Raw genomic sequence first — 23,142 nt, forward strand, 5'->3', positions numbered from 1 at the left:
CGGCTCACCGCCGGCACCGCCCAGGACGCGCTCCGCGTCCCCTATCTGCTGCGGCTCCTGCACGAGTTGCGCTACCACGGCGAACGCGCCGGCGACCCGGACGCCGACTACTACGCCGACCTCACCTGGATCTCGCTCCGGGAGTTCGTCTCCACCCAGGAAGGGAGCCCGCGCGGTTGACCGAGTCGAGTACCGAGCCGAGCAACGTCGTCGAGTGCCACTTCGAGTTCGGCGGCTTCGACCACCGCTTCGTCAAGGGCGGCATCTCCGTCTACCTCTGGAACCTCAGCCGGGCCCTGCGCGACCGCGGCCTGGCCGTCAGCGGCCTCACCGCCGCCCACGGCACCGTCCCCGAGCTGCGCCGCCACCACGACGTCACCGACCTCGGACACGTCGACACCATCGATGTGGAGATTCCGCTCGACCCCGCCGTCTGGCCAGAACACGGCCCGGCCGCCCGGATCACCGCCGAGGTCACCGCCCACCGGATCACCGTGGACGGCGTCGAGGTGGTGCTGCTCGCCGGCGGGCCGCTCGACGAGCACCCCGAGACGTTCTACCCGCCCTACGAGTCCAAGGGCCGCGACCTCGGCTTCCTCAAGCCGCTGCTCTTCCAACTGGCCGCCACCCGCCACCTGATCCGCACCATGCCCCCCGGCACCGTCGTCCACCTCCACGAGCCCTACTACCACTACCTGATGCCGGCCCCGCTGCGGCGGGCCGGCGCCGAGACCGTCTGCACCGTGCAGAGCAACATGCCGGTCAACAAGAAGGTGTACGGCCCGGAGGCCCGCGCCCTGCTCCGCTACCTGGGCGCCGACGAGACGCCCGCCGCCGGCCTCGCCGACCCGCCGCTCGAGAGCCCGCTGGAGCGGGCGATGCGCGGCTACCTGCCGGCCACCCACCTCTACAACGAGTACCCCGAGCGCCCGGGACACGACTACGTCAGCGGCCTCGCGCTGGTCGCCAGGACCGCCTCCGCCCTCGACTTCCTCTCGCCCGGCCAGCTCGAACACGTGACGACCCAGCGCGACACGCCGGCCCAGGCGCTCTTCCAACGCCTCCGGGTGCGCCGGGAACTCGACCTGGCCGCCGACCGGTTGGTGGTCGGCGGCTGCGCCGTCGGCCCCGCCTGGCTGGCCGCGGACCGCGCCCGCGTCGACCGGGCCGCCGTGCTGCGCCGCCACGGCCTCGACCCGGCGCGGCCCACGATCTACCACAACGCCCGGTACGCCATCCACCACAAGGGGCAGCGCGAGTTGGCCCGCGCGCTGCGCCGACTCCTCGACGGGGGACGGCGGTTCAACGCCGTGCTGCACTGCCTCAGCCCGCTGCCGCTGACCGACCCCGAGCTGACCGGGCTCGCCGAGGCCCACCCGGGCGCCGTCTGGCTCTCCACCGAGCCGGTCCCCGAGGCAGAGCTGATCGAGCTGGCCTGCGCCGCCGAACTCTGCCTGTTCCCCTCGAAGTTCGAGATGGACACCTTCCTGCTCGCCATGGGCGAGGCGATGGCCTGCGGCGCGGTGCCCGTCGCCACCGCCCAACTCGGCATGGCCCACTTCGGTCACGCCAGGCCCCCCGACCACCCCGAGGCCACCGGCGCCGCGCTGCCCCGCTCCTTCCGCGCCGACGACCCCGCCCTGGTGGCCGCCATCGAGGCCCAGGTCGACCGGCTGCTCGCGGCGCCGCCCGAGGAGCTGGCCAGGCTGCGGGCCAACGCCGTCCGCACCGCGCGCGGCTTCACCTGGAAGCGGGTCGCCGCCACCTTCCACGCCGTCTTCGCCGGCGTCCGCGCCGGCACCCTCACCCCGCACCGCCCGGCCCCCGCGCCCGCCGCGCCCGCGCCCGGCACCGGCACCGTGGAACCGGCGGGCCAGGACGGTTGGCGGATCGCCTACCGCGCCGCCGACGCCAGGACGGTGGACGTGGTGCGCTCCACCACGACATGGCCGCTGACCGCCGACCCGACCGGCGCCTTCACCGGTACGGTGCCGGCAGCCGCCGAGCCGGCGGTCGCGCTGCTCGTCACCCGCGCCGACGGCCGGGTCGGCTGGGCCGCGCTCGACGCGCCGAGCCGGGCGCCGCAGCAGAGGGACGACACGTGACCGACCGAAGCCCCAGGACGCAGTTCGACATGTTCGTGATCGGGGGAGTGGGCGTGGACACCATCGTCCGCGTCCCCGAACTCCCGCTCCCCGTCCGGGACTCCATCATGGTGCCGCCCATCGAGCGGTACGTCGCCCACACCGGCAACGGCGTCGCGCTCGGCTGCCACCACCTCGGCCTGCGCACCCACCTCGCCGACGTGATCGGCGCCGACTACGAGGGCGAGCTGATCACCGAGAGCTACGCCAGGATCGGGCTCTCCTTCGACCACCGGATCCACCCGAGCGGCACCCGACGCAGCGTCAACCTGGTGGACAGGCACGGCCACCGGCTCTCCCTCTACGACGCCAGGCACCCCGTCGGGATGGCCGTCGACCCCGACCTCTACCGGCCGGCGCTCGGCCGCGCCGGGCACGTCCACGTCTCCATCATGGACTGGGCGCGGCACGCCCTGGCCGAGGCCGTCGCCGCCCGCGTCCCCACCTCGACCGACCTGCACGACTGGGACGGCGAGAGCGAGTACCACCGCGACTTCGCCTACGGCGCCGACCTGGTCTTCGTCTCCACCGCGGCGCTCGGCGACCGCACCGAGGACGTCGCCCGCGCCATCCTCGCCAAGGGCCGGGCCGCCGCCGTGGTCGCCATGGCCGGCGGCGAGGGCAGCCACCTGGCGCTGCCAGGACAGCCGCTGCGCCGGCTGCCGGCCGCGCCGGTGCCCGGCGGCCGGGTGGTCGACACCAACGGCGCCGGCGACAGCTACGTCGCCGGCTTCCTGTACGCCCGACTCGGCGGCGCCGACTGGCCGACCGCCATGCGGGCCGGCTCGGCGGCCGGCGCGCACGCCTGCGCCACCGCAGGCACCCACACCTCCTTCATCACCGAGGAGGAGCTCGACAGCGCACTCTCCTGACCCGGAAAGGGAGCCCCATGACCGGCACCCGCACCCCGAACGAGACCCCGACCCCGAGCCCGAACCAGAACCCGATCCTGATCCCGAACGCGGACCGCGACCCGGAACCGGCCGACACACTCACCGCCGACACCGTGATAGTCGGCGCCGGCGCCGCCGGCTGCGTCCTCGCCGCCCGGCTCAGCGAGGACCGGAACCACACCGTGCTGCTCCTCGAAGCCGGCCCTGACCACGGCCCGTTCGACCCCCGGCGCTGGCCCGCCGAGCTGCTCGACGCCCGCTCGGCGGCCCGCGGCCACGACTGGGACCTCGCCGCCCCGCCCTGCTGCGCCCGGGCCCGCGTCGTCGGCGGCTCCTCGGCCCACAACGGCTGCTGGGCCACCCTCGGCGCGGCCGCCGACTACGACGCCTGGCGCCCGCCGTCCGGCGGCGCCATCACCCACGAGGCGCTGCGCCCGCACCTCGCCGAGGCCATGGCCACCCTCCGGGTGCGGTCGGTGCCCTCCGAGGACCAGACCCCCTGGCACCACGCCGTGATCGAGGCGGCCGGCGCCCTCGGCCTGCCGTTCCTGCCGGACGTCAACGCCGACGACGCCAGCGAGGGCATCGGCTGGGTCCCGCTCAACGCGGTCGGCGGCACCCGCTGGCACGCCGCGTTCGCCTACCTCGACCCGGCCCGCGACCGCCCCAACCTGCGCGTCCTGCCCGACACCCACGCCGACCGGCTGCTGTTCGCCGGCGACCGCGCCACCGGCCTGGCCGCCGTCCACGCCGGCCGCCCGCTCACCGTGCGGGCCGGCAGAGTGGTGCTCGCCTGCGGCAGCTACGGCACCCCGCCGCTGCTGATCCGCAGCGGCGTCGGCCCGGAGCCCGAACTGCGCAGGCTTGGCGCCCCTGTGGTGCTGCCGCTGCCCGGGGTGGGGGAGAACCTGACCGACCACGGCTCGCTCGGGCTGATGCTCGACCCGACGAGCGCCCTGGCCGAGCGGATGCCGGACGCCGCCGAGTCCTACTTCGCGCAGAGCGTCGTCAAGGCCCGTTCCAGCCAGGCCGTCGACGACGACTGGGACCTGCACATCGTTCCGTCCGCCGGCCCGGCCGAGGACGCCCAGGGCTTCTACAACGGGCCGCTCTCCGCCGGCCTCTACGTCTTCGTGATGGCCCCCAGGTCCCGCGGCCGGGTCCGTGCCGCCTCCCTCGACCCGACGGCCTCGCCGGAGATCGACCACGGCTTCTTCACCGACCAGGAGGGCCACGACATCCGGGTCGTCCTCGACGGCCTCGACCTGGCCCGCGACCTCGCCGCCGCCGGGCCGCTGGCCGGGCTCGCCGGCGTCAGGCCGACCACCGGGGCCGAGCGCGAGCCGGCCGCCGTCCGGGCCGCCGCCAGCGGCTACTGGCACCCGGTCGGCACCTGCGCCATGGGCCCGGAGGACGACCCGATGGCCGTGGCGGGCCCGGACGGCCGGGTGCACGGCCTCGCCAACGTCCATGTCGCCGACGCCTCGTTGATGCCGGTGATCCCGCGGGCCAACACCCACCTCACCACCGTGGCGGTGGCCTCGCTGCTCGCCCAGCGGCTGACCACGGCGGGGGTGGCGGCCCGATGAGGATCGGACTGCTCTCGCCGAACATGCCGCCGTTCGACTCGCCGGCCGCCACGCGGCTGATCGTCGACCTCGCCGAGCGGCACGGCGTCGAGTCGCTGTGGGTGCCCGAGCACGTCGTGCTGCCCGCCGACCCCCGAACCCCCTACCCCTACGCGGACGACGGCCGGATGCCGGTGCCCGCCGAGTGGCCCTACCCCGACCCGCTCGCCTGGCTCGCCTACGCGGCCGCGCTCAGCCACCGGGTACGTCTGGTCACCGGCATGCTGATCCTGCCGCAGCGCAACCCGGTGGTGCTCGCCAAGGAGGCCGCCACGCTCGACTTCTACTCGGGCGGGCGGCTCGACCTGGGCCTCGGACTCGGTTGGTTCCGCGAGGAGTTCGCCGCCGTGGGCGTGGACTTCGAGGACCGGGCCGCCCGCTTCGAGGAGTACGTGGCCGTGCTGCGCGCCCTGTGGAGCGGCGAGGAGACCTTCGCCGGCCGCTACCACCGCTTCACCAGGGCCCGCTGCCACCCCAAGCCGGCGGGCCGGATCCCGCTGATCCTCGGCGGCCACAGCCGGGCCGCGGCCCGCCGGGCCGGCCGGCTCGCCGACGGCTTCTTCCCGGCCGTCGCCGACCCGGTGCCGCTGTTCGCCGTCTGCCGGGCGGCCGCCGAGGCCGCGGGACGCGACCCGGACGCCATCCAGCTGATCGCCGAGGCCGCCCCGGCCACCCCGGAGCGGGTCGGCGAGCTGGCCGCGCTCGGCGTCACCCGCGCCCTGGTCTACCCGCCGCAGGTGCCGCTCGACGAACTCCCCGACGCCTTCGAGGAGTTCGCCGCGACCCTGCTGCGGCCCGCGGCCGACGTCTGACTCACCCCGCGAGCGGCGCGAGCCCCTCCCGGTCGACGGTCAGCCGTTCGCCGGCCAGCACCAGGCTGTCCCGGACGGTCACCCCGGCCGCCACCGTGGCGCCGGGCAGCACCACGGAGCGCTCCACCAGGGCGCCGGGCTCCACCCGGCCGCCCGGGTGCAGCACGCTGTCGCGCACCGTGGCGCCGTCCGGGGCCGGGCCGCCGAGCAGGCTGCCGGACTCCGGCGCGACGCGCGGCGCCGCGCCCGGCAGGGTGCGCGGCAGCCGCGCGGGCGGCAGCGGGTGCGGCCGGCTCAGCAGCCGAAGCTGCTCCGAGTGGTAGCGCTCGACGGTGCCGATGTCCGCCCAGTAGCCGTCGACCGGGAACGCCGTCACCGCCCGGCCCGCGGCGATCAGTTCGGGCAGCACGTCCCGGCTGATGTCGTGCTGCCAGCCGTCCGCGCCGCGCGCCGCGAGGGTGGCGAGCACCTCGCGCAGCGCCTCGATCCGGAACAGGCAGAAGGCGGTGAACACCAGGTCGGAGGTGGGGTGTTCGGGCTTCTCTACCAGTGCGCGCACCCGCCACAGCTCGTCCACCTCGACCATGCCGAACAGTCGGACGTACCGCCGCTCGATGCGCTGCACGCCGATCGTGCAGTCCGCGCCCGACGCGCGGTGCGCGGCCAGCATCGGCCCGTAGCCGAACAGGTAGACGTGGTCGGCGTGTTGCACCAGCAGATCGCGGGCCCCCGGCGCGAACAGGTACTCCTCGTTCGCCGACAGGGCGTCCGCCGTGCCCCGTTCGGCCGGCCGCTCCGGCAGCCGCCCGCCGGGCCCATATCCGGGACCTGGGCCGCCGCCGGAGCGCAGCAGCGCGTCGTGCGGCCCGAAGTGCAGCCGGGTGCCCGGGTGGTGGTCCCAGTGCCGCAGCAGGTGGTCCACCAGGTCGGACTCGCGGTGCAACGACAGCAGCACCAGCTCGGAGAGGCCGGAGCGCACCGCGTTGGCCAGGCTGAAGTCGACCAGCCGGCAGGACGCCGCGTAGGGCACAAGCGGCTTGCACACCTCGGCCGTCAACGGACCCATCCGCTGCCCGAGACCGCCGGCCAGCAGCGCCCCGCGCACCCCGGGAAGGCTCACCACGTCCGCCCCTCCGCCCGCTCGTTCGGCAGCAACGCCCGCAGCGCGGCGAGCGAGGTGGCCGCGCCCTGCGCGGTGGGCAACAGCGCGTCCTCGTGCTCCACGTAGAGCACGCCCCGGTACCCCTCGTCGAGCAGCGCCGCCACGATCGACGGCCAGGGCAGCTCGCCGGCGCCCAGCGTCCGGAACCGGATCGCCGGGCCAGGGCCGTAGCGCGACCAGCCGGCGCCCGGCGGATCCCCGGGATCGCGCCACCGCTGGAGGTCCTTGGCGTGCACGGCGGCCAGCCGGTCGCCCCAGCCGCGCACCGCTCGCACCGGGTCGTGCCCGGTGGCCGCCAGGTTCGCCGGGTCCACGCAGAGCCCCACGCCGTCCGCCGCCGCGAGCAGCGCCCGGGCGCTCGCCGGATCGTAGGCCACCTGCTTCGGATGCGGTTCCACCACCACCCGTACCCCCGACTCGTCGGCCAGCTCCAGGATCGGGGCCGCGGCCTCGGCCCAGGCGTCCACGTTGTCCTGCCAACTCACCTCGCTGCCCCACCAGGACAGCCAGCGCGCCAGGTCGGGGACGCCCAGCATCAGCCGGGCCAGCGGCGCGCCGAGGCCGGCGGCCAGCCGCACCGTGCCGAGGGCGGCCCGCAGCCCGTGGGCCCGCTTCGCCTCCGGCGGGCCCGGCGACACCGGGTCGGTGTGCGGGCCGTGCGGGCCGAGCAGCAGCTGGGTGTCCCGGCTGTTGCTGACGCAACCCACCTCGACGCCGGCGGCGGCCAGCCGGGCCCGCAGCTCCGCGTGGTGACCGGCGTCCGCCAGCCGGTCGGGGTCGACCAGGCCGAAGGTCGAGTCGGCCGGCAGGTCGACCACCCGCACCCCGTCGCGCGCGGCGGCGGCCAACGCCCCGTCGAGTCCGGCCGGCGCGAACGCCGCCAGACAGAGGCCGAGTTCGATCGGTCCCGCGCTCATCCCGGTACCCCCTCCCGTGTCGTGGGGCCGACGCTCCAGGCCCAGCCCGCCAGCGTCCCTGGCAGCCCGCCCTGGCACGCGCGCAGCGCGGCCAGCACCCGTGCGGCCGGATCGGCCACCGGCTCCGGCGGGCCGGCGGCGCCGAGCTCGGCCACCAGCCGCCGGCCCAGCGCGGCGGCGAACTCCGGGCAGCCGCGGAACACCCCGCCGTTGAGCGCCGCCGTCCAGTCGCCTTCGAGGCCGGCCAGGTCGCGGGCCGCCCGCACCGCGGCCACCAGGTCGTCCAGGGCCCGTGCCACCACCTCGCCGGCCACCGGGTCCCCGGCCAGCCAACAGCGGCACACCACGGGCGCCAGCGCCGCGACGGCCGCCTTGGGGAACGGCCTGGCTGCCAGCTCGCGGGCCAACTCCCGCACCGGGGAGCCGAACTGGGCCGTCAACTCGGCGCCGAGCGCGGTCGGCGCGCCCCGCCCGTCCAGGCCGCGGACGGCCGCCCGCAGCCCGTCGAGGCCGAGCGCGAAGGCGCTGCCCTCGTCGCTGCCCAGGTACTCGCAGCCGCCCACCGACACCGGCGGCCGGGCGCCGTCCGAGGCGACGAAGCCGGAGCCCGTGCCGCACACCACCGCGACCCCGCGGCCGGCGAGTGGGGGAGCGAGCAGCAGCGGCAGCACGTCCCGCGAGACCACCAGCGGCCCGCCGAGGCCGCTCGCCCGCACGCTCGCCGCCAACCGGTCGACGTCGCCCCGCGCGGCGCCGGCGTCCACCGTGGCGGTGGCCAGCCAGCCGCGTGCCGAACCGGCCGCCGCGGAGCCGAGTCCGACCGTCAGATCGTCCAGCAGGCCGCGCAGTTCGCGCTCGGCGGCGTGCTCGCCGACCGAGGCCGGATTGATCGAGCCACGTCTCCACCGTGACCCGTCGTCAAGTAACGCGGTGGTCGAACTACCCCCCGCGTCGATCGCCCAGAACCGCACGTCGGCCAGGTCGCCCATGGTGCCTCCGCCGCTGTCGGTGGCATGTCCATTACCCCACGCTACGAGGCGGCCTGGTTTTGTACCAGGGGCTGCGCGATAGTGGTGTGCGACCTGGATCACAACGGGGTGAACGGAGCGCGGAGTGCGGCTTGGGAACGGCGGGGTGTCGGGGCTCCTCGCGGTAGCCGGCAGTTGGGGCCTCTTCTGGGGCGGCTGGGCGCCGCTGATTCCCCAGATCAAGAACGATCTCGGGCTGAGCGACCAGGAGTTGGGCCTGGCCCTGTTCGCGGTGCCGGTGGGCGCGGTGCCCGCCATGCTGCTCACCGGGCGGCTCGCCAGACGGTTCGGTCACCGGGTGCTGCCCGTGGTGACCGCGATCTTCGCCGGCAGCGTGTTCGTCGTCGGGCTGGCCCCCGACCGGGTGACGTTCACCGCGGCCCTGCTGCTGGTCGGCGGCGCCAGCGGCGCGATCGAGGTCGCGCTCAACGCCACCACCGCGGCCCACGAGGCCCGCGACGGCGCCCGGCTCTTCAACAAGGTGCACGCCGTCACCCCGTTGGTGATGGTGCTGGCCGCCCCCTCCGTGGGCCTGGCCCGCGAACTCGGCGCCTCCAAGCTGGCCGTGCTCACCGTGATCGCCCTGCTGGTCGCCGCCAGCGCGGCCCTCGCCGTCGACCCGGAAGGCTGGCGCGAACCCGAGCCCACCGGCGCCGACCGCCGCCGCCAGCCCACCCGCGGCCCCCGGCTGATCACCGGCCCGCTGCTGGTGATCGGCGCGATCGGCGCCGTCGTCCTCTTCATGGAGAACGCCGTCGAGCAGTGGGGAGCCATCCACCTGGAGGACCAGCTCGACACCGGGCCGCTGCTCGCCAGCTTCGGCCCCGCCGCCTACATGGCCGGGCTCTCCGGCGGCCGGATGCTCGCCCAGTGGCGCGGCGCCCGCCTCGGCGAGCGCACCCTGGTGACCCTCGGCGGCGCGCTCGGCGGCCTCGGCATCGCCGGCGCCGCGATGGCCGGCACCCCGGCCGTCGCCCTGGTCGGCTTCGCGATCGCCGGCATCGGTCTCGCGCCCGTGCTGCCCACGCTGCTCGCCGCGGCCGGCCGCGCCGCGGGCCAGGGCCAACGCGCCACCATCATCTCCGCCGTCACCACGGCCTCCTACGCCGGGTTCCTCTCCAGCCCGCCGCTGGTCGGCAGCCTCGCCGGCTGGCTCAGCCTGCCCACCGCGCTCGGCCTGGTCGCGGCCGGCGGCCTCCTCGTCATCCTCGCCGCCCGCGGCACCCGCCTGCTGGCCCCTCAGGCCGGGGCGGCCCAAGCGGGAGCCCTGGTGTGAGCGGCCCGGCGCTGAACGGCCCCGGCGCCGACGGGCTCGGTGCCGGCCGCCAGGTGGCCCGCGAGCCAGGTGTCAGCCGCCTCGACGCCGGCGCCTCGGGTGCCAGCGGCCCCGGTGCCAGCCGACCGGGGGTCGGTGGGTCGAGTGTTGGCGGACCCGGTGTCCTCGGCCTGGGGGGCTACGCCCCCGGTGCCGGTGGGGCCAGTGCCGGCCGCCCCGACGTCGGCTGGCCGAACGTCCCAGCCCCCGACGCCAGTTGCCCTGGAGCGAGCCGGCCGGAGGGTGGCCCCGGCGCGAGCGCCCCCCGTGTCGGTCGCTTCGACGCCGGCGGGCCAGGGGCCAGCCGCCTCCGCGTCAGTGGCCCTGGCGTCAGCGGGCCGAGGGCCGGCGCCCCCGGTACCAGCGGTCCCGACATCGGCGGGCCGGGCGTCGGCGCCTCCGGTGTCGTCGGCCCGGAGGGCTGCGCCCCCGGTGCCGGTGGACCCGATGCCAGCCGGCCCGGTGCGAGCCGGCCGGAGGGTGGCCCCGGCGCGAGCGCCCCACGTGTCGGTCGCTTCGACGCCGGCGGGCCAGGGGCCAGTGGCCCTGGTGCCGGTGGGCCGAATGCTGGCGGCCCCGGCGCCAGCCGCTCCGACGCCGGCGGGCCGAACCTCGGCGCCCCCGGCGCCGGTGGGCCGGGGGCCAGCCGTCCCGGCGGCAGCGGACCGGGGCGCTGCCCCGGCGCGACCGATCCCGGTCCCGGCGCCTCCGACGCCGGACCGGCAGGCGCCAGCCGACCGGGGCGTGGCCCCGGCGCGATCGCACCCGGCGCCGATGCCTCCGATCCTGGTGGGCCAGGCGCCAGCCGCTCCGGCGCTAGCCGTCCCGGCGCCGGGAGCCGGGTCCTGGTGGTCGGTGCCGGCTATCTCGCCGGCCACGTGGGGCGGCGGCTCGCCGCGCTCGGGCACCGGCCGGTGCTCAGTTCCCGGCACCGGCCCGACACCCCCGGCACTCGCGGCCTCGACTGGCTGCCCGCCGACGTCGTCGACCCCGACTCGCTCACCCGGCTGCTCGCCACCGCCCGCGCCGACACCGTCGTCACCGTGCACGGCCCGTCCGACATCACCTGGTGCGAGGCCAACCCCGGCCTGGCGGACGCCGCCCACCACGGCGGTGCCCGCCGGCTCGCCGCGTTGCTCGACGGCCGCCGGGCGCTGATGATCTCCACCGACAACGTCTTCCCCGGCGACCGCACCAGCTACGGCGAGTCCGACCCCACCGCGCCCGCCAACGCCTACGGCCGCGCCAAGCTCGCCGCCGAGCAGGCACTGCTCGCCACCGGCAACGCCCTGGCCCTCCGCGTCAGCCTGGTCTACGGCTGGGACCGGGCCGGCCTGCGGCCCAACTTCTTCACCACCAGCGCGCTCCGCCTCGCCGCAGGGGAGCCCGTCGCCGTGCCCGACGACCACTGGAACACCCCGGTGCTCGCCGACGACGTCGCCGCCTGGACGGCGGCCCTGCTCCTCACCGAGCACACCGGCGTGCTCCACCTCGGCGGGCCGCGGCGGCTCAGCCGGCTCGACTGGGCCCGGCACATCGCCCGCGCCCAGGGCGCCGACCCCGCGCTGGCCCGCGCCGCGCCCCGGGACGACACCGCCTACGCCTGCCGCCCCCGCAACGCCTGCCTGCACAGCGAACGCGCCGCCACCATCCCCGAACTCCGAGGGCTCGAACCGGTCGACGTCCTCGACGCCAGCACCCGGCTCATCGCCGCGGGAGAGGAGCCGCCATGACCGACCGCCATCTGTTCCTGGCGAGCAAGCGGGCCGCCGTCACCTACGCCCCAGAGCCGGACACCGGGAGACTCCGCCCCTGGCTGGCGCCCGGCGGCACCGGCAACGTGGTGGCGGAACAGGCCGGCGTGCTCGACGTGTCCTGGATCGCCAGCGCCGACACCGACGACGACCACCGCGCCGCCCGCGAGAACCCCGCGGGCCTGACCCTCGCCCTCAGCTCGGGCCGCGACATCCGGATCCGGCTGCTGCGCCACGACCGCGAGACCTTCGACGTCGTGCAGAACCACCTCACCGCCGAGCTGCTGTGGGCCGCCAACAACTACGGCTGGGACCGCTGGACCACCCCCGCCTTCGACGACGCGACGCACGCCGCCATGGGCCGGTTCGCCGAGTTCACCGACGACTTCGCCCGCGCCCTGCTCGACTCCTCGGCCGACACCCCCGAGCCGTCCTACCTGGTGCACGACTACCAACTCGTCGGCGTCCCCGCCCGGTTGCGGGCCGCCCGCCCCGACGCGCCGATCCTGCTCTTCGTCCACATACCGTGGCCCTCCCCCGACTACTGGCGCATCCTCCCCAAGGCCATGCGCACCGGTCTGCTGGAGGGCATGCTCCCCGCCACCACCATCGGCTTCTTCGCCGACCGCTGGTGCCGCAACTTCCTCGACTGCGTGGCCGACCTGCTGCCGGACGCCCGCGTCGACCGCGAGGCCGGCGTCGTCCACTGGCGCGGCCACCGCTGCCGGGTCCGCACCATGCCGCTCGGCTACAGCCCGCTCACCCTCGAAGGGCGCGACCCCAAGCTCCCCGACGGCATCGCCGACTGGGCGGGCGACGCCCCGCTCGTCGTGCACAGCGGCCGTACCGACCCCATGAAGAACGCCGAACGCGCCGTCCGCGCCTTCGTGGCGGCCCACCGCGCCGAGCCGAGGCTGCGCGGCACCAGGATGCTGGTCAGGATGAACCCCAACCGGCTCTACGTCGAGGCCAACGCCGACTACGTGCGCCGCGTCGAGGAGGCCGTCGACGAGGCCAACGCCCGCCTCGGGGCGGAGACCGTCCGGCTGCACTGCGACAACGAGGTCGACCACACCATCGCCTGCTTCCAGCGCGCCGACCTGCTGATGTTCAACTCCACGGTGGACGGCCAGAACCTCTCCACCTTCGAGGCGCCGCTGGTCAACACCCGCGACGCCGAGGTCATCCTCTCCGAGATGTGCGGCGCCGCCGAGGTGCTGGCGCCCGTCTGCCGCACCGTCAACCCCTTCGACCTGCGCGAGCAGGCCCTCGCCATCGCCGCCGCGCTCACCGCGCCCGCCGCCGAACGCCGCCAGGCCGCCCACCGCCGCCGCGCCGCCGCCCGCCCCTGGACCCTGGAGACCTGGGTGCGCGCCCAGCTCGACGGGCTCGAGGCCGACCACCGCGACCGCCATGCCTGAGCCGGCCCCCGACCCGCGCACCGATCCCCGCACCGAGCCCCCCACCGATCCCCTCACCGACCCCACCCAGGTCGCCCAGTACCAGCTCGGCGACGCCGTGCTGGTCCGCGGCGAGGGCGTGCGCTGCTGGGACAGCACAGGGCGCGAGTACCTGGACTGCGTCTCCGGCACCTTCAACCTCATCCTCGGCCACAACCACCCCGAGGTGATGGCCGCCGTCCGCGCCCAGACCGAGGAGCTGGTCTTCGCCAGCTCCTCCTTCCAGACCGGCCCCACCAACGACGTGATGACCGAGCTGGTCAGGCTCGCCCCGCCCGAGCTCACCCGCGTCAACCTGCGCAGCTCGGGCGGCTCGACCGCCAACGAGGGCGCCGTCAAGATCGCCCAGCACCACACCGGTCGCCGCGACGTCATCGTGCCCTTCCGCGGCCAGGTCGGGCAGACCATGGCCGCCGCCGGCCTCGCCGGGCACAGCAGGATGCGCGCCCCGTTCCCACTGGTGATGCCCGGCGCCCTGCACGTCCCCGACCCCTACTGCTACCGCTGCTTCTACCGCCAGGAGCCCACCACCTGCGGCATGCTGTGCGTCGAGCGGATCGACGACTTCATCACCCACGCCAGCTCCGGCAGCGTCGCCTGCGTGCTGATCGAGCCGATCAGCGGCGTCGGCGGCAACATCGTGCCGCCGCCCGGCTACTTCGCCGAGCTCCGCCGCTTCTGCGACGAACGCGGCATCCTGCTGATCTTCGACGAGGCGCAGACCGGCTTCGGCCGCACCGGCACCATGTTCGCGGCCGAACAGTTCGGCGTCAGCCCGCACCTGATGACCGTCTCCAAGGGCATGACCGGCAGCGGCCTGCCGCTCGCCGCCATCCTCACCGAGGAGCGGATGGCCGGCTGGGACCGCTCGCTGCACGGCTTCACCTACGGTGGCCTCACCCTCTCCGCCGCCGCGGCCGTCAAGACCCTGGAGATCGTCCAAAGGACCGGCTTCCTGGCGAACGTCAGGGCCTGCGGCGCCATTCTCCTCGACCGGCTCAACGACCTGCGCGCCGACCACCCGGTCATCGGCGAGGCCCGCGGCCTCGGCCTGATGCTCGGCGTCGAACTGGTCGAACCGGACGGCGGCAGGGCGGTCGCCGCGACCCACGCCCTGCACCGCGCCCTGCACGCCCGCGGCCTGCTCACCCGGGTCTCGGAACATGGCCAGGGCAACGTGATCGAGCTGCGGCCCCCGCTGATCCTCACCCCCGCCGAGGCCCACCTGATCGCCGACCGCTTCGGCGAGGCCGTGGCGTCGCTCGACTCCCGCTGGCTCTCCGGATGAGAGTCGAACTCGACCCGGCCGGGCCGACGTTGCACACCACCCCGGCACCCCGCCCGGCCGGCGAGCACGCGGCCCTGGTCCGCGTCGAACTCGCCGGTGTCTGCCGCTCCGACCTCAAGGAGATCGCCGGAGTGCGGCCGGGAGTCAGCCAGTTCGGCCACGAACTCGTCGGCACCGTCGAGGAGTCCACCCTCCCCGAGCGGCCTCCCGGCAGCCGGGTCGGCCTCGACCCCAACGTGCCGGTGCGGCGCGGCACCGGCTTCGCCACCACCCTGTGGGTCGCGGGCCCGGCCGCCACCCTGCTCGACGCGCTGCCCAGCCTGCCCCGCCACGCCCCGGCCCGCCGGCTGGTCTTCGGCGAGCCCCTGGCCTGCGCCCACCACTGCCTGACCGCCGCCGCCCGCCACCTCGGCCACCAACTGGCCGGCAGCCGGCTCACCGTGCTGGGCGCCGGTACCGCGGGCGTGCTGATCGCCGCGCTGGCCGGCACCACCGGGGCCGACGTCACCCTCGCCAACCGCAGCGCCGACCGCCTCGACTTCCTGCGCCGCCGCCACGTCCTCGACGCCGTCCTCGCCGAACCGGCCGCGCTGCCGCCCGACGCCGCCGACGTCACCGTCGTCGCCACCAGCTTCGTCCGCCCCGAGGTGCTGCGCCACGCCCTGCGGCTGACCGCGCCCGGCGGCCTCGTGCTGCTCTACGGCGGCACCGCCCCCGGTGACGCCCTCCCCGGGCTCGACTGCGACCTGGACACCGTGCGCCGCCGCGAACTCGCCACCGAGGCCCGCTGGGGCGCCAAACCCCTGCGGATCGGCGGCAGTTACGGCACCAGCCCGGCCGACTACCCGGCCGCCGTCCGGGCCCTCACCGACTCGGCGGCGCTCCGCGTCGAGCGGCTGATCAGCCAGGAGACCACGCTCGACGGACTCCCCGCCCTGCTCAGGGCGCACACCGACGGCCGCCCCCTCGGCAAGACCCTGGTCATTCCCTGACCACCCCCGCGAGCGCCAACACCGCCCCGAGCCCGCGCGGCCGACCGGCCCGCCGCTCCGCAGGCAGCAGGTAGACCGGCATCCCGAGCCGCGCCGCCGCACCGTCCTTCACCGGATCGTCGCCCACGAACAGGGCCCGGCCGGGCGCCACCCCCAACTCCTCGCAGGCCGCCAGGAACAGCTCGGGCTCCGGCTTCACCGCGCCCCGCTCGCAGGAGAGCGCGAAAGAACCCACCAGCTCCGCCACCCCGAGCGCCGCGAACGACGGCCGCACGTCCCAGCCGATGTTGCTCACCACGCCCACACCAAGGCCGGCCCCCGCCAGGCCGCGCAGCACCCCCGCCGCGTCCGGATACGCCGGCCACGAGCCGGGGTCGGCCAGGCACGCGTACACCGCCTCGGCCAGCGCCCCCGGCGCCGCGTCCGCCATCAGCCCCGTCCACACCGCGCGATGCCGCGCGGCGGACCTGTCGCACCCCTCCCGCGCGGTCAGCCCGGCCGGCGAGTCCACCGCCGCCAGCACCCCCGCGATCACCCGCGCCGCGTCGGCGACGCCCAGCGCCACCCCGCGCCGCGCCGCCTGCGCGCACACCCCGGCAGGCGTCAGCACCGAACCGTCGTCGAAGAGCGTTCCCGAGTAGTCGAACAACACGGCGTCGAAGGCGTCGAAGTGTCGAGACACCCAGGAGGCTACCCGCGCGGGCTCGGCACCTCACTCAGAAGCACCTCGCTCAGAAACGACAACACCAGCGGCCCGGCGATCTCCCGGAACTCCTCGAAGTACGCGTGCCGCGCCCCCGGGATCAGCTCCACCCGCGCGCCCGGTATCCGCTCCCCGAGCAGCGGCGCGTTCGCCGCCGGGTTGAACACGTCGTCCGTGCCGTGCACCACCAGCGTCGGCGCGTTGATCGTCGGCAGCACGTCCCACGCGTCGTGCTCCGCGCTCGCCGCCAGGTGCCGCCGCCGCGCGAACGCCGTCATCGCCGGATCGCCCACCGTCTGGTACGGGCCCCGGTGCTCCGCCAGCCACCCCGGCGTGTACATCAGCTCGAGCAGCGCCCGCCCCGCCGCCCGCCGGTCCCGCTGGCCCAGCGCCCGCCGCACCTCGGCGCTCCGCTCGTGCCCGTGCGCCCCGCCGGGCGAGGTGCAGCCGAGCACCAGCGCCCCCACCCGGTCCTGGTGGTCGGCCGCCAGCCACTGCGCGACCCGCCCGCCCATCGACGTCCCGTACACGTGCGCCCGCGCCACCCCCAGCGCGTCGAGCACCGCCACCACGTCCCCGGCGAAGCCCCGGGTGCTGTACGGCTCGTCCGGCGCGTCGCTCGCCCCGGTGCCCCGGTAGTCGAGCGTGATCGTGCGGAACCGCTCCTCGAAGTCCTCCCTGACGCCGTCCCACCAGTGATGGCTGTTGGACTGCCCGGCCAGCAGCACCAACGCCTCGGCGCCCTCGACCCCACCGGTCTGGTAGGCGATGCCCACCCCGTCCCCGGCAACCGCTCTCGACATGGTTCGCACCCCACAGCATCACGGAACGACCCCTCGACCCTAACCGAGCGGCCGTTCGCCCCGTGGGGGAGCTCAGTCGGTGCCGCGGAGCGGACCGAAGCGGGACGGCGTCCGGTGGTCGCCCTGGTCCTCGTGCCAGGCGCAGTCCGCGGCGCGCACGTATCCCGCGCCGTGGTTGAGCAGGAAGAGCCGGCCGCGGTCGGGCTTCCCCACCCGGTCGCCCAGGAGGTCGGCGACCTCCTCAGGACCGGCCTCGTGGATCTCCAGGGGCTCGTAACTCGGCTCCAGCCTCATCAGCGAGACGTTCGGAAAGACGATATCGATCCGAGTCGCGTACTGCTGCGCGTGATAACTGCGCAGCAGCAGCACCGAGTGGCTGACGGAGTACTGCCAGACCTGGAACTTCCTGTCCCAGTTCGCGATCTCTTTCATCATCACCTTCAGGATGCCGGCCTTGGCCACGAGGCGGGCTCGGGCACGTCCACCCGTTGCCCGTTCTCGTAAAAGGAGATGCTATCCCACGAGCGATACTCGCGGCGCACGGCCTCACCCACGTGGTACATCTCGCGCTCCGTGGCGAACCATCTGCCGTCCAGACCGTTCTGGTACGCGTTCATGAACCGCTCGGCCGGGGTACTCCCGCGGAAACCGTCCATCACCACATGCAGGTTGATGTCGGGATCGCGGGTCGCGGACCATACCTGGTGCTCCCAGGTCTGCCAGTCGTCCAGGTAGTGCGTGAAATTGTTTGACTCCGCGAATTCCCGCAGACCGTTCTCCCGAATTCCGAGTGCGACGTTGTACGGGCATGGCGAGAGGCCCAGCGGGTCGGCCCAGGAATAGGGGTTGGAAACATAGGTGGCGGGATTCGGTGCGGGAATGAGGCCGAGCGGATCCTGGGTTATGTAGCGCGCGGTCTCGGGGTCGTAATAGCGGTGGTAGTTGTAATGCAGGCCGGTTTCCGGATCGTGGTACTGGCCGGGAAACCGAAGCGGCGTATAGGCCGTGCCGCTGTCCTGCCAGGCGGTGATTCCCCAGAGGTTCCGGCGTGATCGCCAGGCGACGTCGCCGGTCTCGTCGACGAGTTCGGTGGGCGTGCCGACGAGGTCGCTGACGATCGCGAAGAAACGGTTGTCGATCTCCTCCTGGGACGCCGCGTCCGTGAGGCGTTCGGTCTGCGTGATCGGGTGCAGCCCGTCGTGGTCCCAGGTCAGCGTGACCGGATGGGCGAGATCCCCGGCCGTCGTGGTCTGCTCGGCGACCAGCGGGCCGTCCCAGGTGAAGCGGACCTCCTCCACGACCGAGGTGCCGTCCGCGGCGAGACGCTGCTTCGCGACGCGGCGCCCGAGCGGGTCGTACCGGTAGCGCCACACTGTCCCGTCCGGGGTGATGACGGAGGTGAGCCGGTCCTCGGCGTCCCAGCGGTAGCGCCAGACGTCGGGCTTGCGGGAGAGCCGGATCCGCCGCCGCGAAGTGATGCGCCCCACCTGATCGTGCGCGTAGCGCACGCTTCCGGCGCGGGTGATCCGGGTGCCCCGGTAGACGCGGTCTCCCTGCGCCTCGGGGCCGGCGTGGTCGGTGGGCCACGCCGCGAACGTCTGGTTGCCGCTGGCGTCGTAGGCGTACTTCTCCGACCAGTCCCGGGCCCGCACTTCCGTGACACGACCGGTCCGATCCAGATCGAAGCGCGTCTCCCCGGTCTCCTGGTCGTCGATTCCGGCCAGCAGGCCGTCCGGCCGGTAGTCGTAGGTGCGGCGCTGCACCAGCCCGGCGGAGGAGGTGAGCAGTTGCTCGGCCAGCCGACCGGCGTCGTCCCACTCCCACGCGAGCGTGAGCGAGTCCCCGATGCTCAGGCCCGTCCTGCGGCCGGCCTGGTCGTAACCGAACCTGATGTGGTGACCCGAGGTGTCGAGCGCCGTGGCCCGGCCGGCGGCGTCGTAGGCGTAGATCGCGTGGGCGCCGCTCGGTGTCGTCCGTTCGACTCGGCGTCCGGCCTGGTCGTAGGTGAGGGCCAGGGTCCTACCGTCGACCGTCTCGGCGAGTATCCGCCCCATGACGTCCCGTCGCCAGGTCACCTCGCAGGTCGGGCTCGCGGCACGGATCATGTTGCCGACGGCGTCGTACTCGAAGTCCGTTCGCACGCCGTCCGCGACCTTCGAGGCGAGCCTTCCGAGCGCGTCGAGGCCGAACTCGACCGTCTGACCACCCGCGTTGGTCCGGCCGACGACTCGCCCCGTCGCGTCGCGCCGATAGACGACACGGCGGCCGTCGAAGTCCGTCTCCGCGAGCAGCCATCCCGCCTGGTCGTACTCGTAGGTCCAGGCAAGGCCCCGCGGGTCCTTGACCTTCGTCAGCCGCAGCGACGCGTCGTACCCGAACTCGTATCGCGCGCCGTCCGGACCGGTTCGGGCGGCGAGCACGTCGAAGTGCCCGTACTCGTAGGCCGTCACCAGGCCGGTGGGGTCGGTCTGACGGACGCGGTTGCCCTCGCCGTCGTACTCCTGCGAGATCTCGGTGTCGTCCGGGCGGCGGACTCGGGTGAGCTGTCCGTCGACCGTCCACCACAGGCGTGTCACGGCGCCCGTGGGATCGGTGATCTCGTGAAGACGTCCGAAGGCGTCATACCGGTGCGCGGTCTGGTTTCCCAGGGGATCGGTGATGACCGTCGGCAGTCCGCTCGGGTCGCAGCGCACCAGCGTGGTGGCACCAGCCGGATCCGTGACCGACGTCAGCCCGCCGCGGTCGTCGTAGGTGTACCGCGTCGTGGCACCGGTGGCGTCGGTGACCGACGTGCGGTTGCCGCGCGCGTCGTACTCCCGCCGCCAGGCGGTGACGCCGTCCGGCCTGATGAGGGCGATCGGCTCGCCGGAAGGACCGTACTGGTAGTGAACCGTCCCGCCGCCGGGGCGGGTCACGGCGACCGGGCGCCCGACCGGGTCGTACGCGAAGCGCGTGGTGTGCCCGAGCGGGTCGGTTCGCGCGAGCAGGCCACCATGGGAGTCGTAGTCGCTGCGCAGGACCGAACCGTGGGCGTCGATCTCGGCGATGACGAGGTGGCGTTCGTCGACGACGAAGCGGGTGACGGCCCCCTGCGCCGTGGTGAGGGTGGTGACGTGGGCGTTGGGCCAGTCGGGGTGGGTGCCTTCGTAGTCCAGGCTGAGGGCGAGGTGGCCGGCTTCGCCGCCTTCGGCTGTGCAACGGTCCCGGTCGTCGTAGGTGTAGTGGTAGGTGCGCTGGTTGGTGTCAGTCCAGGAGGTGACGCGGAGCCGGTCGTCGTAGCCGAACCGGAGGGGAAGCCCTGAGGAGTTGGTGACGGCGGTGAGGTTGCCGTCGGTGTAGTCGTAGCGCCGGACGACCGTCTCGCCGAGGGCGAGGGTGGTGACCCGGCCGAGGTGGGTGGTGAGGGTGAGGTGGTAGCCGCCGGAGTGGCGGATCGCGGTGGGGGAGCCCTCGGGGTCGTAGTCGATGTCGACGCGGTTGCCGTTGCGGTCGGATATGCCGAGGAGGCGGCACTCGCCGCGCCCGTCGGGGTGGTTGAAGTGCCGGGTGTGGCCGGTGACCGGGTCGGTGAGCGTGTAGCCGCCACCGACCGCGAGCGTGAGCGGCCACCGCGGCCCGACCTGGGGCGGCACCGGGACGTCCGGCTCCACGGGGTGGGGGTAGGCGAGGATCATGCCGTCCTCAGCGAGGAACACCACGCCGCGGTCGTCGACTTCGAGGTGCTGGTCGAGGGTGGAGGACCAGGAGGGGCCGAACCACCGCCCGGCGCGGTAGCCGGACTGGAGGCGGCGGGTGAAGGCGAACGCGAGAGTGCCGGGCAGCGTCAGGTCGGTCTGCGGCAGGTACATGTGGCCGGTGGCCATGTCCACCGGGTCGGTGCCGCCACTGCGGATGAGGTTCCGACCCCGGGCGTAGGCGGACTGCATGCCGTCCGCGATCATCGTCCGCCCCCGGGTGGCCAGGCCCCGCAGGCCCTGCCCCATGCCGCGCAGGCCCATGGTGCCGAGGGAGCGCATGCCGCGGGCGAGGCCGCCGAGGGTGGTGAGGCCCTTCATGCCCGGGATGCAGTCCAGTGCCGCGAAGGCGACGTCCCACAGGGACGCCCGGCCGTTGGCGTAGTCGTAGAGGGTGTCGGCCAGCACCACCAGGGCGGCGGCGAGGACGACCCAGGCCAGCGGGCCGCCGATGATCATCACGACGATGCCGAGGACGGCGACGACGACCTTGCAGATCTCGACGATGGTGTCCCAGTTCTCGGACACCCAGTGGATCGCGTCCTCCCACCAACGGCGGTTCTGGATGCCGGCGTCGGACGCCTCGTCGATCTCGTCGGAGCAGGCGCGGGCGGCGTCCTCGCGCATCTCCTTGGCCTGCCGGGCGAGTTCACGCGCGGCGGACAGTGCCTCCTCGGCGGAGTCGACCTGACCCTGCGCGTCCGTCTGCGCCTGGCCGGCCGCGGTCGCGTCCCGCGTGGCGGCTCGGACGTCGGCCTCCGAGGGCGGCTCGACGTCGTCGCGTTCGCCCTCGCGTTCCAGGCGGTCGGCCTCGTCACCCGCCCGGGACACCCAGTCCTGCGCGTCGGTCAGCGCCGACTGGGCGGACGACAGGTCGGCTTGGGCGGCGATGGCCCGGTCCAGCGCCCGGTCGGCCATGCCCTGGGCGTTCTCCAGCTTCGGCCAGTACGTCCCCAACGCCCGCGCCGCCAGGTCGTACGACGTCTGGAGCTTCTCCAGATTCCCCGGCACTCCGTCGAACTCCGACCTGAACGCCTCGGCCGACAACCCCGCCCAGTCCATGACGGCCCGGTCCTCGGACATCCCCCGTACCCGGCCCAGCGCCTCGCCGACATCGTCCGCGAACGTCTGAAGCTCGTCCGCCAGCGTTCGAACCTGCTCCGGGTCACCCGGAGTCGGGTCCGAGTCCATGTCGACCGGACTCCAGTCAGACGGCCGCCCCATCCCCCACACCCCTGCGTCTAGCCATGATCAGATCGCGCGATCCGTTCACGTTAGGGAATGGCGGCCCGCGATTCCATAGCGGATGTGTCACAACCGACGCGACCTCGGAAAGGGTGACGTGGTGAGACCGAGGAGGTCCTCGCGACGGCGGTTTTCCGTATCAACAGCCCGGAAAGTGCTCCGAGTAGCACTCCGCACACACATCCGTACCGGACCCGGTGGTGCCCATGAAGATCAGCTACGCCATGCTCCCCGACTACCCGCTGCGCGACTCCCTGGCCTCCATCCGCCTCGCCGACGAGCTCGGCTTCCACGCCTGCTACGCCGCCGACGAGACCTGGCACAAGGACCTCTGGCAGCTCTTCGCCGTCGCGGCCGGCCAGACCAGCCGCATACGCCTCGGGCCCAGCGTCTCCCCGGTGACGCTCCGCGAGCCGAGCCTCATCGCCCAGTCCCTCGCCACCCTCGACGAGCTGTCCGACGGCCGGGCCGAGGGCGTGCTCTCCAGCGGCAACTTCGGCCTGCTCGCCCAGTACGGCATGGACTGGGCCAAGACCCGCCCGCTCACCCGCGTCAAGGAGGCCCTGCACGTCGTCCGCACCCTGCTCGACGACGGCGCCATCACCCACCGCGGCGACTTCTACACCTACGACGGCCTCTTCACCTTCGCCCGCCCCGTCCAGCGGCGGCTGCCGCTGATGCTCGGCGCCATGCGCGGCCCACGCTCGATCGAGGCCGCGGGCGAGCTCTCCGACGGCTGCCACCACGCCCTCAGCTACACGCGCGAGGCGTACGACTACGCCGTCACCCACCTCCGCGCCGGCGCCGAACGCGCCAACAAGGACTGGCGCACCCTCGACATCGGCGCCTGGGTCGTCTTCGCCACCGGCCCCGACTCCTCGGTCGCCAAGGAGGCGGCCCGCAGCATGGTCGGCATCTACGCCTCCTCCATGCCCGCCGAACAGCTACGCCGCAACGGCGTCGACCCCGAGGAACTGGCCCCGATCATCGATGCCATCGCCGCCGGCGACCTGGCCCGCGGCATCGAGCTGACCACCCCCGAGATCGCCGACCGCCTCTCCATCGCCGGCACCCCCGACGAGTGCCTGGCGAAGATCAGGACCGAGCTGGCCCCGGCCGGCGTCAACCACCTGATCTGCGCCATCACCGACCGCGGCCTGGTCCGCGCCTTCACCGGCCGCGACCTCATCGAGGCCGCGGACGTCGACACCCAACTCCGCCTGATCCACGACCACCTGATGCCGGCCCTGGCCTGACGACCGCC

General features: G+C 74.5%; 18 protein-coding genes. 11 read left to right on the forward strand and 7 right to left on the reverse strand.

Features of this window, described 5'->3' with window-relative positions; translation table 11 throughout:
* The 5 genes from ACYVPE_RS27930 to ACYVPE_RS27950 all read left to right on the forward strand — a co-directional run.
* Window positions 1-180, forward strand: a 180-nt coding sequence (locus ACYVPE_RS27930) for a hypothetical protein (RefSeq protein ID WP_461036501.1), incomplete at its 5' end; no start/stop codon positions are given.
* The gene (locus tag ACYVPE_RS27935; RefSeq protein ID WP_461036502.1) at window positions 177-2,105 is read left to right on the forward strand and encodes a glycosyltransferase; all 1,929 of its coding nucleotides are present in this window, start codon (window positions 177-179) and stop codon (window positions 2,103-2,105) included. The genes ACYVPE_RS27930 and ACYVPE_RS27935, both read left to right, overlap by 4 nt.
* Window positions 2,102-3,016 (forward strand): carbohydrate kinase family protein, encoded by a 915-nt coding sequence (locus tag ACYVPE_RS27940; RefSeq protein WP_461036503.1) that lies wholly within the window; start codon window positions 2,102-2,104, stop codon window positions 3,014-3,016. Before ACYVPE_RS27935 ends, ACYVPE_RS27940 begins: the two co-directional genes overlap by 4 nt.
* Window positions 3,017-3,033: 17 nt before the next feature.
* Complete coding sequence (locus tag ACYVPE_RS27945) at window positions 3,034-4,626, forward strand: GMC family oxidoreductase (RefSeq protein ID WP_461036504.1); 1,593 nt, start codon at window positions 3,034-3,036, stop codon at window positions 4,624-4,626.
* On the forward strand, window positions 4,623-5,477 hold the full coding sequence (locus ACYVPE_RS27950; RefSeq protein WP_461036505.1) for a TIGR03619 family F420-dependent LLM class oxidoreductase: 855 nt from the start codon (window positions 4,623-4,625) through the stop codon (window positions 5,475-5,477). Before ACYVPE_RS27945 ends, ACYVPE_RS27950 begins: the two co-directional genes overlap by 4 nt.
* Before the next feature lies 1 nt (window position 5,478).
* On the opposite strand, the gene ACYVPE_RS27955 is transcribed toward ACYVPE_RS27950, so the two are convergent.
* Genes ACYVPE_RS27955 through ACYVPE_RS27965 form a run of 3 tightly spaced genes read right to left on the reverse strand, consistent with a single transcriptional unit; the run spans window position 5,479 to window position 8,545 of the window.
* On the reverse strand, window positions 5,479-6,600 hold the full coding sequence (locus ACYVPE_RS27955; RefSeq protein WP_461036506.1) for a sugar phosphate nucleotidyltransferase: 1,122 nt from the start codon (window positions 6,598-6,600) through the stop codon (window positions 5,479-5,481).
* A complete protein-coding gene (locus tag ACYVPE_RS27960) occupies window positions 6,594-7,556 on the reverse strand; it encodes a sugar phosphate isomerase/epimerase family protein (protein ID WP_461036507.1) in 963 nt (320 codons plus the stop codon). The genes ACYVPE_RS27955 and ACYVPE_RS27960 overlap by 7 nt, the downstream gene beginning before the upstream one ends.
* A complete protein-coding gene (locus ACYVPE_RS27965) occupies window positions 7,553-8,545 on the reverse strand; it encodes a BadF/BadG/BcrA/BcrD ATPase family protein (RefSeq protein WP_461036508.1) in 993 nt (330 codons plus the stop codon). Before ACYVPE_RS27965 ends, ACYVPE_RS27960 begins: the two co-directional genes overlap by 4 nt.
* A gap of 124 nt (window positions 8,546-8,669) precedes the next feature.
* Between ACYVPE_RS27965 and ACYVPE_RS27970 the strand changes: the two genes are divergently transcribed.
* The 5 genes from ACYVPE_RS27970 (at window position 8,670) to ACYVPE_RS27990 (ending at window position 15,393) form a co-directional block, all read left to right on the forward strand.
* Window positions 8,670-9,860 carry an MFS transporter gene (locus ACYVPE_RS27970; protein ID WP_461036509.1) on the forward strand — a complete coding sequence of 397 codons (1,191 nt, stop codon included), beginning with the start codon at window positions 8,670-8,672 and terminating at the stop codon, window positions 9,858-9,860.
* Window positions 9,861-10,747: 887 nt separating this feature from the next.
* Window positions 10,748-11,632: an SDR family oxidoreductase gene (locus tag ACYVPE_RS27975; protein ID WP_461036510.1), complete on the forward strand. Its 885-nt coding sequence runs from the start codon at window positions 10,748-10,750 to the stop codon at window positions 11,630-11,632.
* Window positions 11,629-13,074, forward strand: coding sequence for a trehalose-6-phosphate synthase (locus ACYVPE_RS27980; RefSeq protein WP_461036511.1), 1,446 nt, complete (start codon window positions 11,629-11,631; stop codon window positions 13,072-13,074). Before ACYVPE_RS27975 ends, ACYVPE_RS27980 begins: the two co-directional genes overlap by 4 nt.
* The gene (locus ACYVPE_RS27985) at window positions 13,067-14,401 is read left to right on the forward strand and encodes an aspartate aminotransferase family protein (protein WP_461036512.1); all 1,335 of its coding nucleotides are present in this window, start codon (window positions 13,067-13,069) and stop codon (window positions 14,399-14,401) included. The genes ACYVPE_RS27980 and ACYVPE_RS27985 overlap by 8 nt, the downstream gene beginning before the upstream one ends.
* The gene (locus tag ACYVPE_RS27990) at window positions 14,398-15,393 is read left to right on the forward strand and encodes an alcohol dehydrogenase catalytic domain-containing protein (protein WP_461036513.1); all 996 of its coding nucleotides are present in this window, start codon (window positions 14,398-14,400) and stop codon (window positions 15,391-15,393) included. Before ACYVPE_RS27985 ends, ACYVPE_RS27990 begins: the two co-directional genes overlap by 4 nt.
* On the opposite strand, the gene ACYVPE_RS27995 is transcribed toward ACYVPE_RS27990, so the two are convergent.
* From ACYVPE_RS27995 to ACYVPE_RS28010, 4 genes are all read right to left on the reverse strand, one after another.
* On the reverse strand, window positions 15,383-16,075 hold the full coding sequence (locus tag ACYVPE_RS27995; RefSeq protein WP_461036514.1) for an HAD family hydrolase: 693 nt from the start codon (window positions 16,073-16,075) through the stop codon (window positions 15,383-15,385). The genes ACYVPE_RS27990 and ACYVPE_RS27995 overlap by 11 nt on opposite strands.
* A gap of 8 nt (window positions 16,076-16,083) precedes the next feature.
* Window positions 16,084-16,899, reverse strand: a complete 816-nt coding sequence (locus ACYVPE_RS28000) for an alpha/beta fold hydrolase (RefSeq protein ID WP_461036515.1) — start codon at window positions 16,897-16,899, stop codon at window positions 16,084-16,086.
* 72 nt (window positions 16,900-16,971) lie between these two features.
* Window positions 16,972-17,334, reverse strand: a complete 363-nt coding sequence (locus ACYVPE_RS28005) for a hypothetical protein (protein WP_461036516.1) — start codon at window positions 17,332-17,334, stop codon at window positions 16,972-16,974.
* 5 nt (window positions 17,335-17,339) lie between these two features.
* Window positions 17,340-21,824: a DUF6531 domain-containing protein gene (locus ACYVPE_RS28010; protein WP_461036517.1), complete on the reverse strand. Its 4,485-nt coding sequence runs from the start codon at window positions 21,822-21,824 to the stop codon at window positions 17,340-17,342.
* A gap of 260 nt (window positions 21,825-22,084) precedes the next feature.
* On the opposite strand from ACYVPE_RS28010, the gene ACYVPE_RS28015 reads away from it, so the two are divergent.
* A complete protein-coding gene (locus tag ACYVPE_RS28015; RefSeq protein ID WP_461036518.1) occupies window positions 22,085-23,134 on the forward strand; it encodes an LLM class flavin-dependent oxidoreductase in 1,050 nt (349 codons plus the stop codon).
* Window positions 23,135-23,142: the final 8 nt, after the last annotated feature.

This window comes from Streptomyces mayteni, assembly GCF_054783955.1.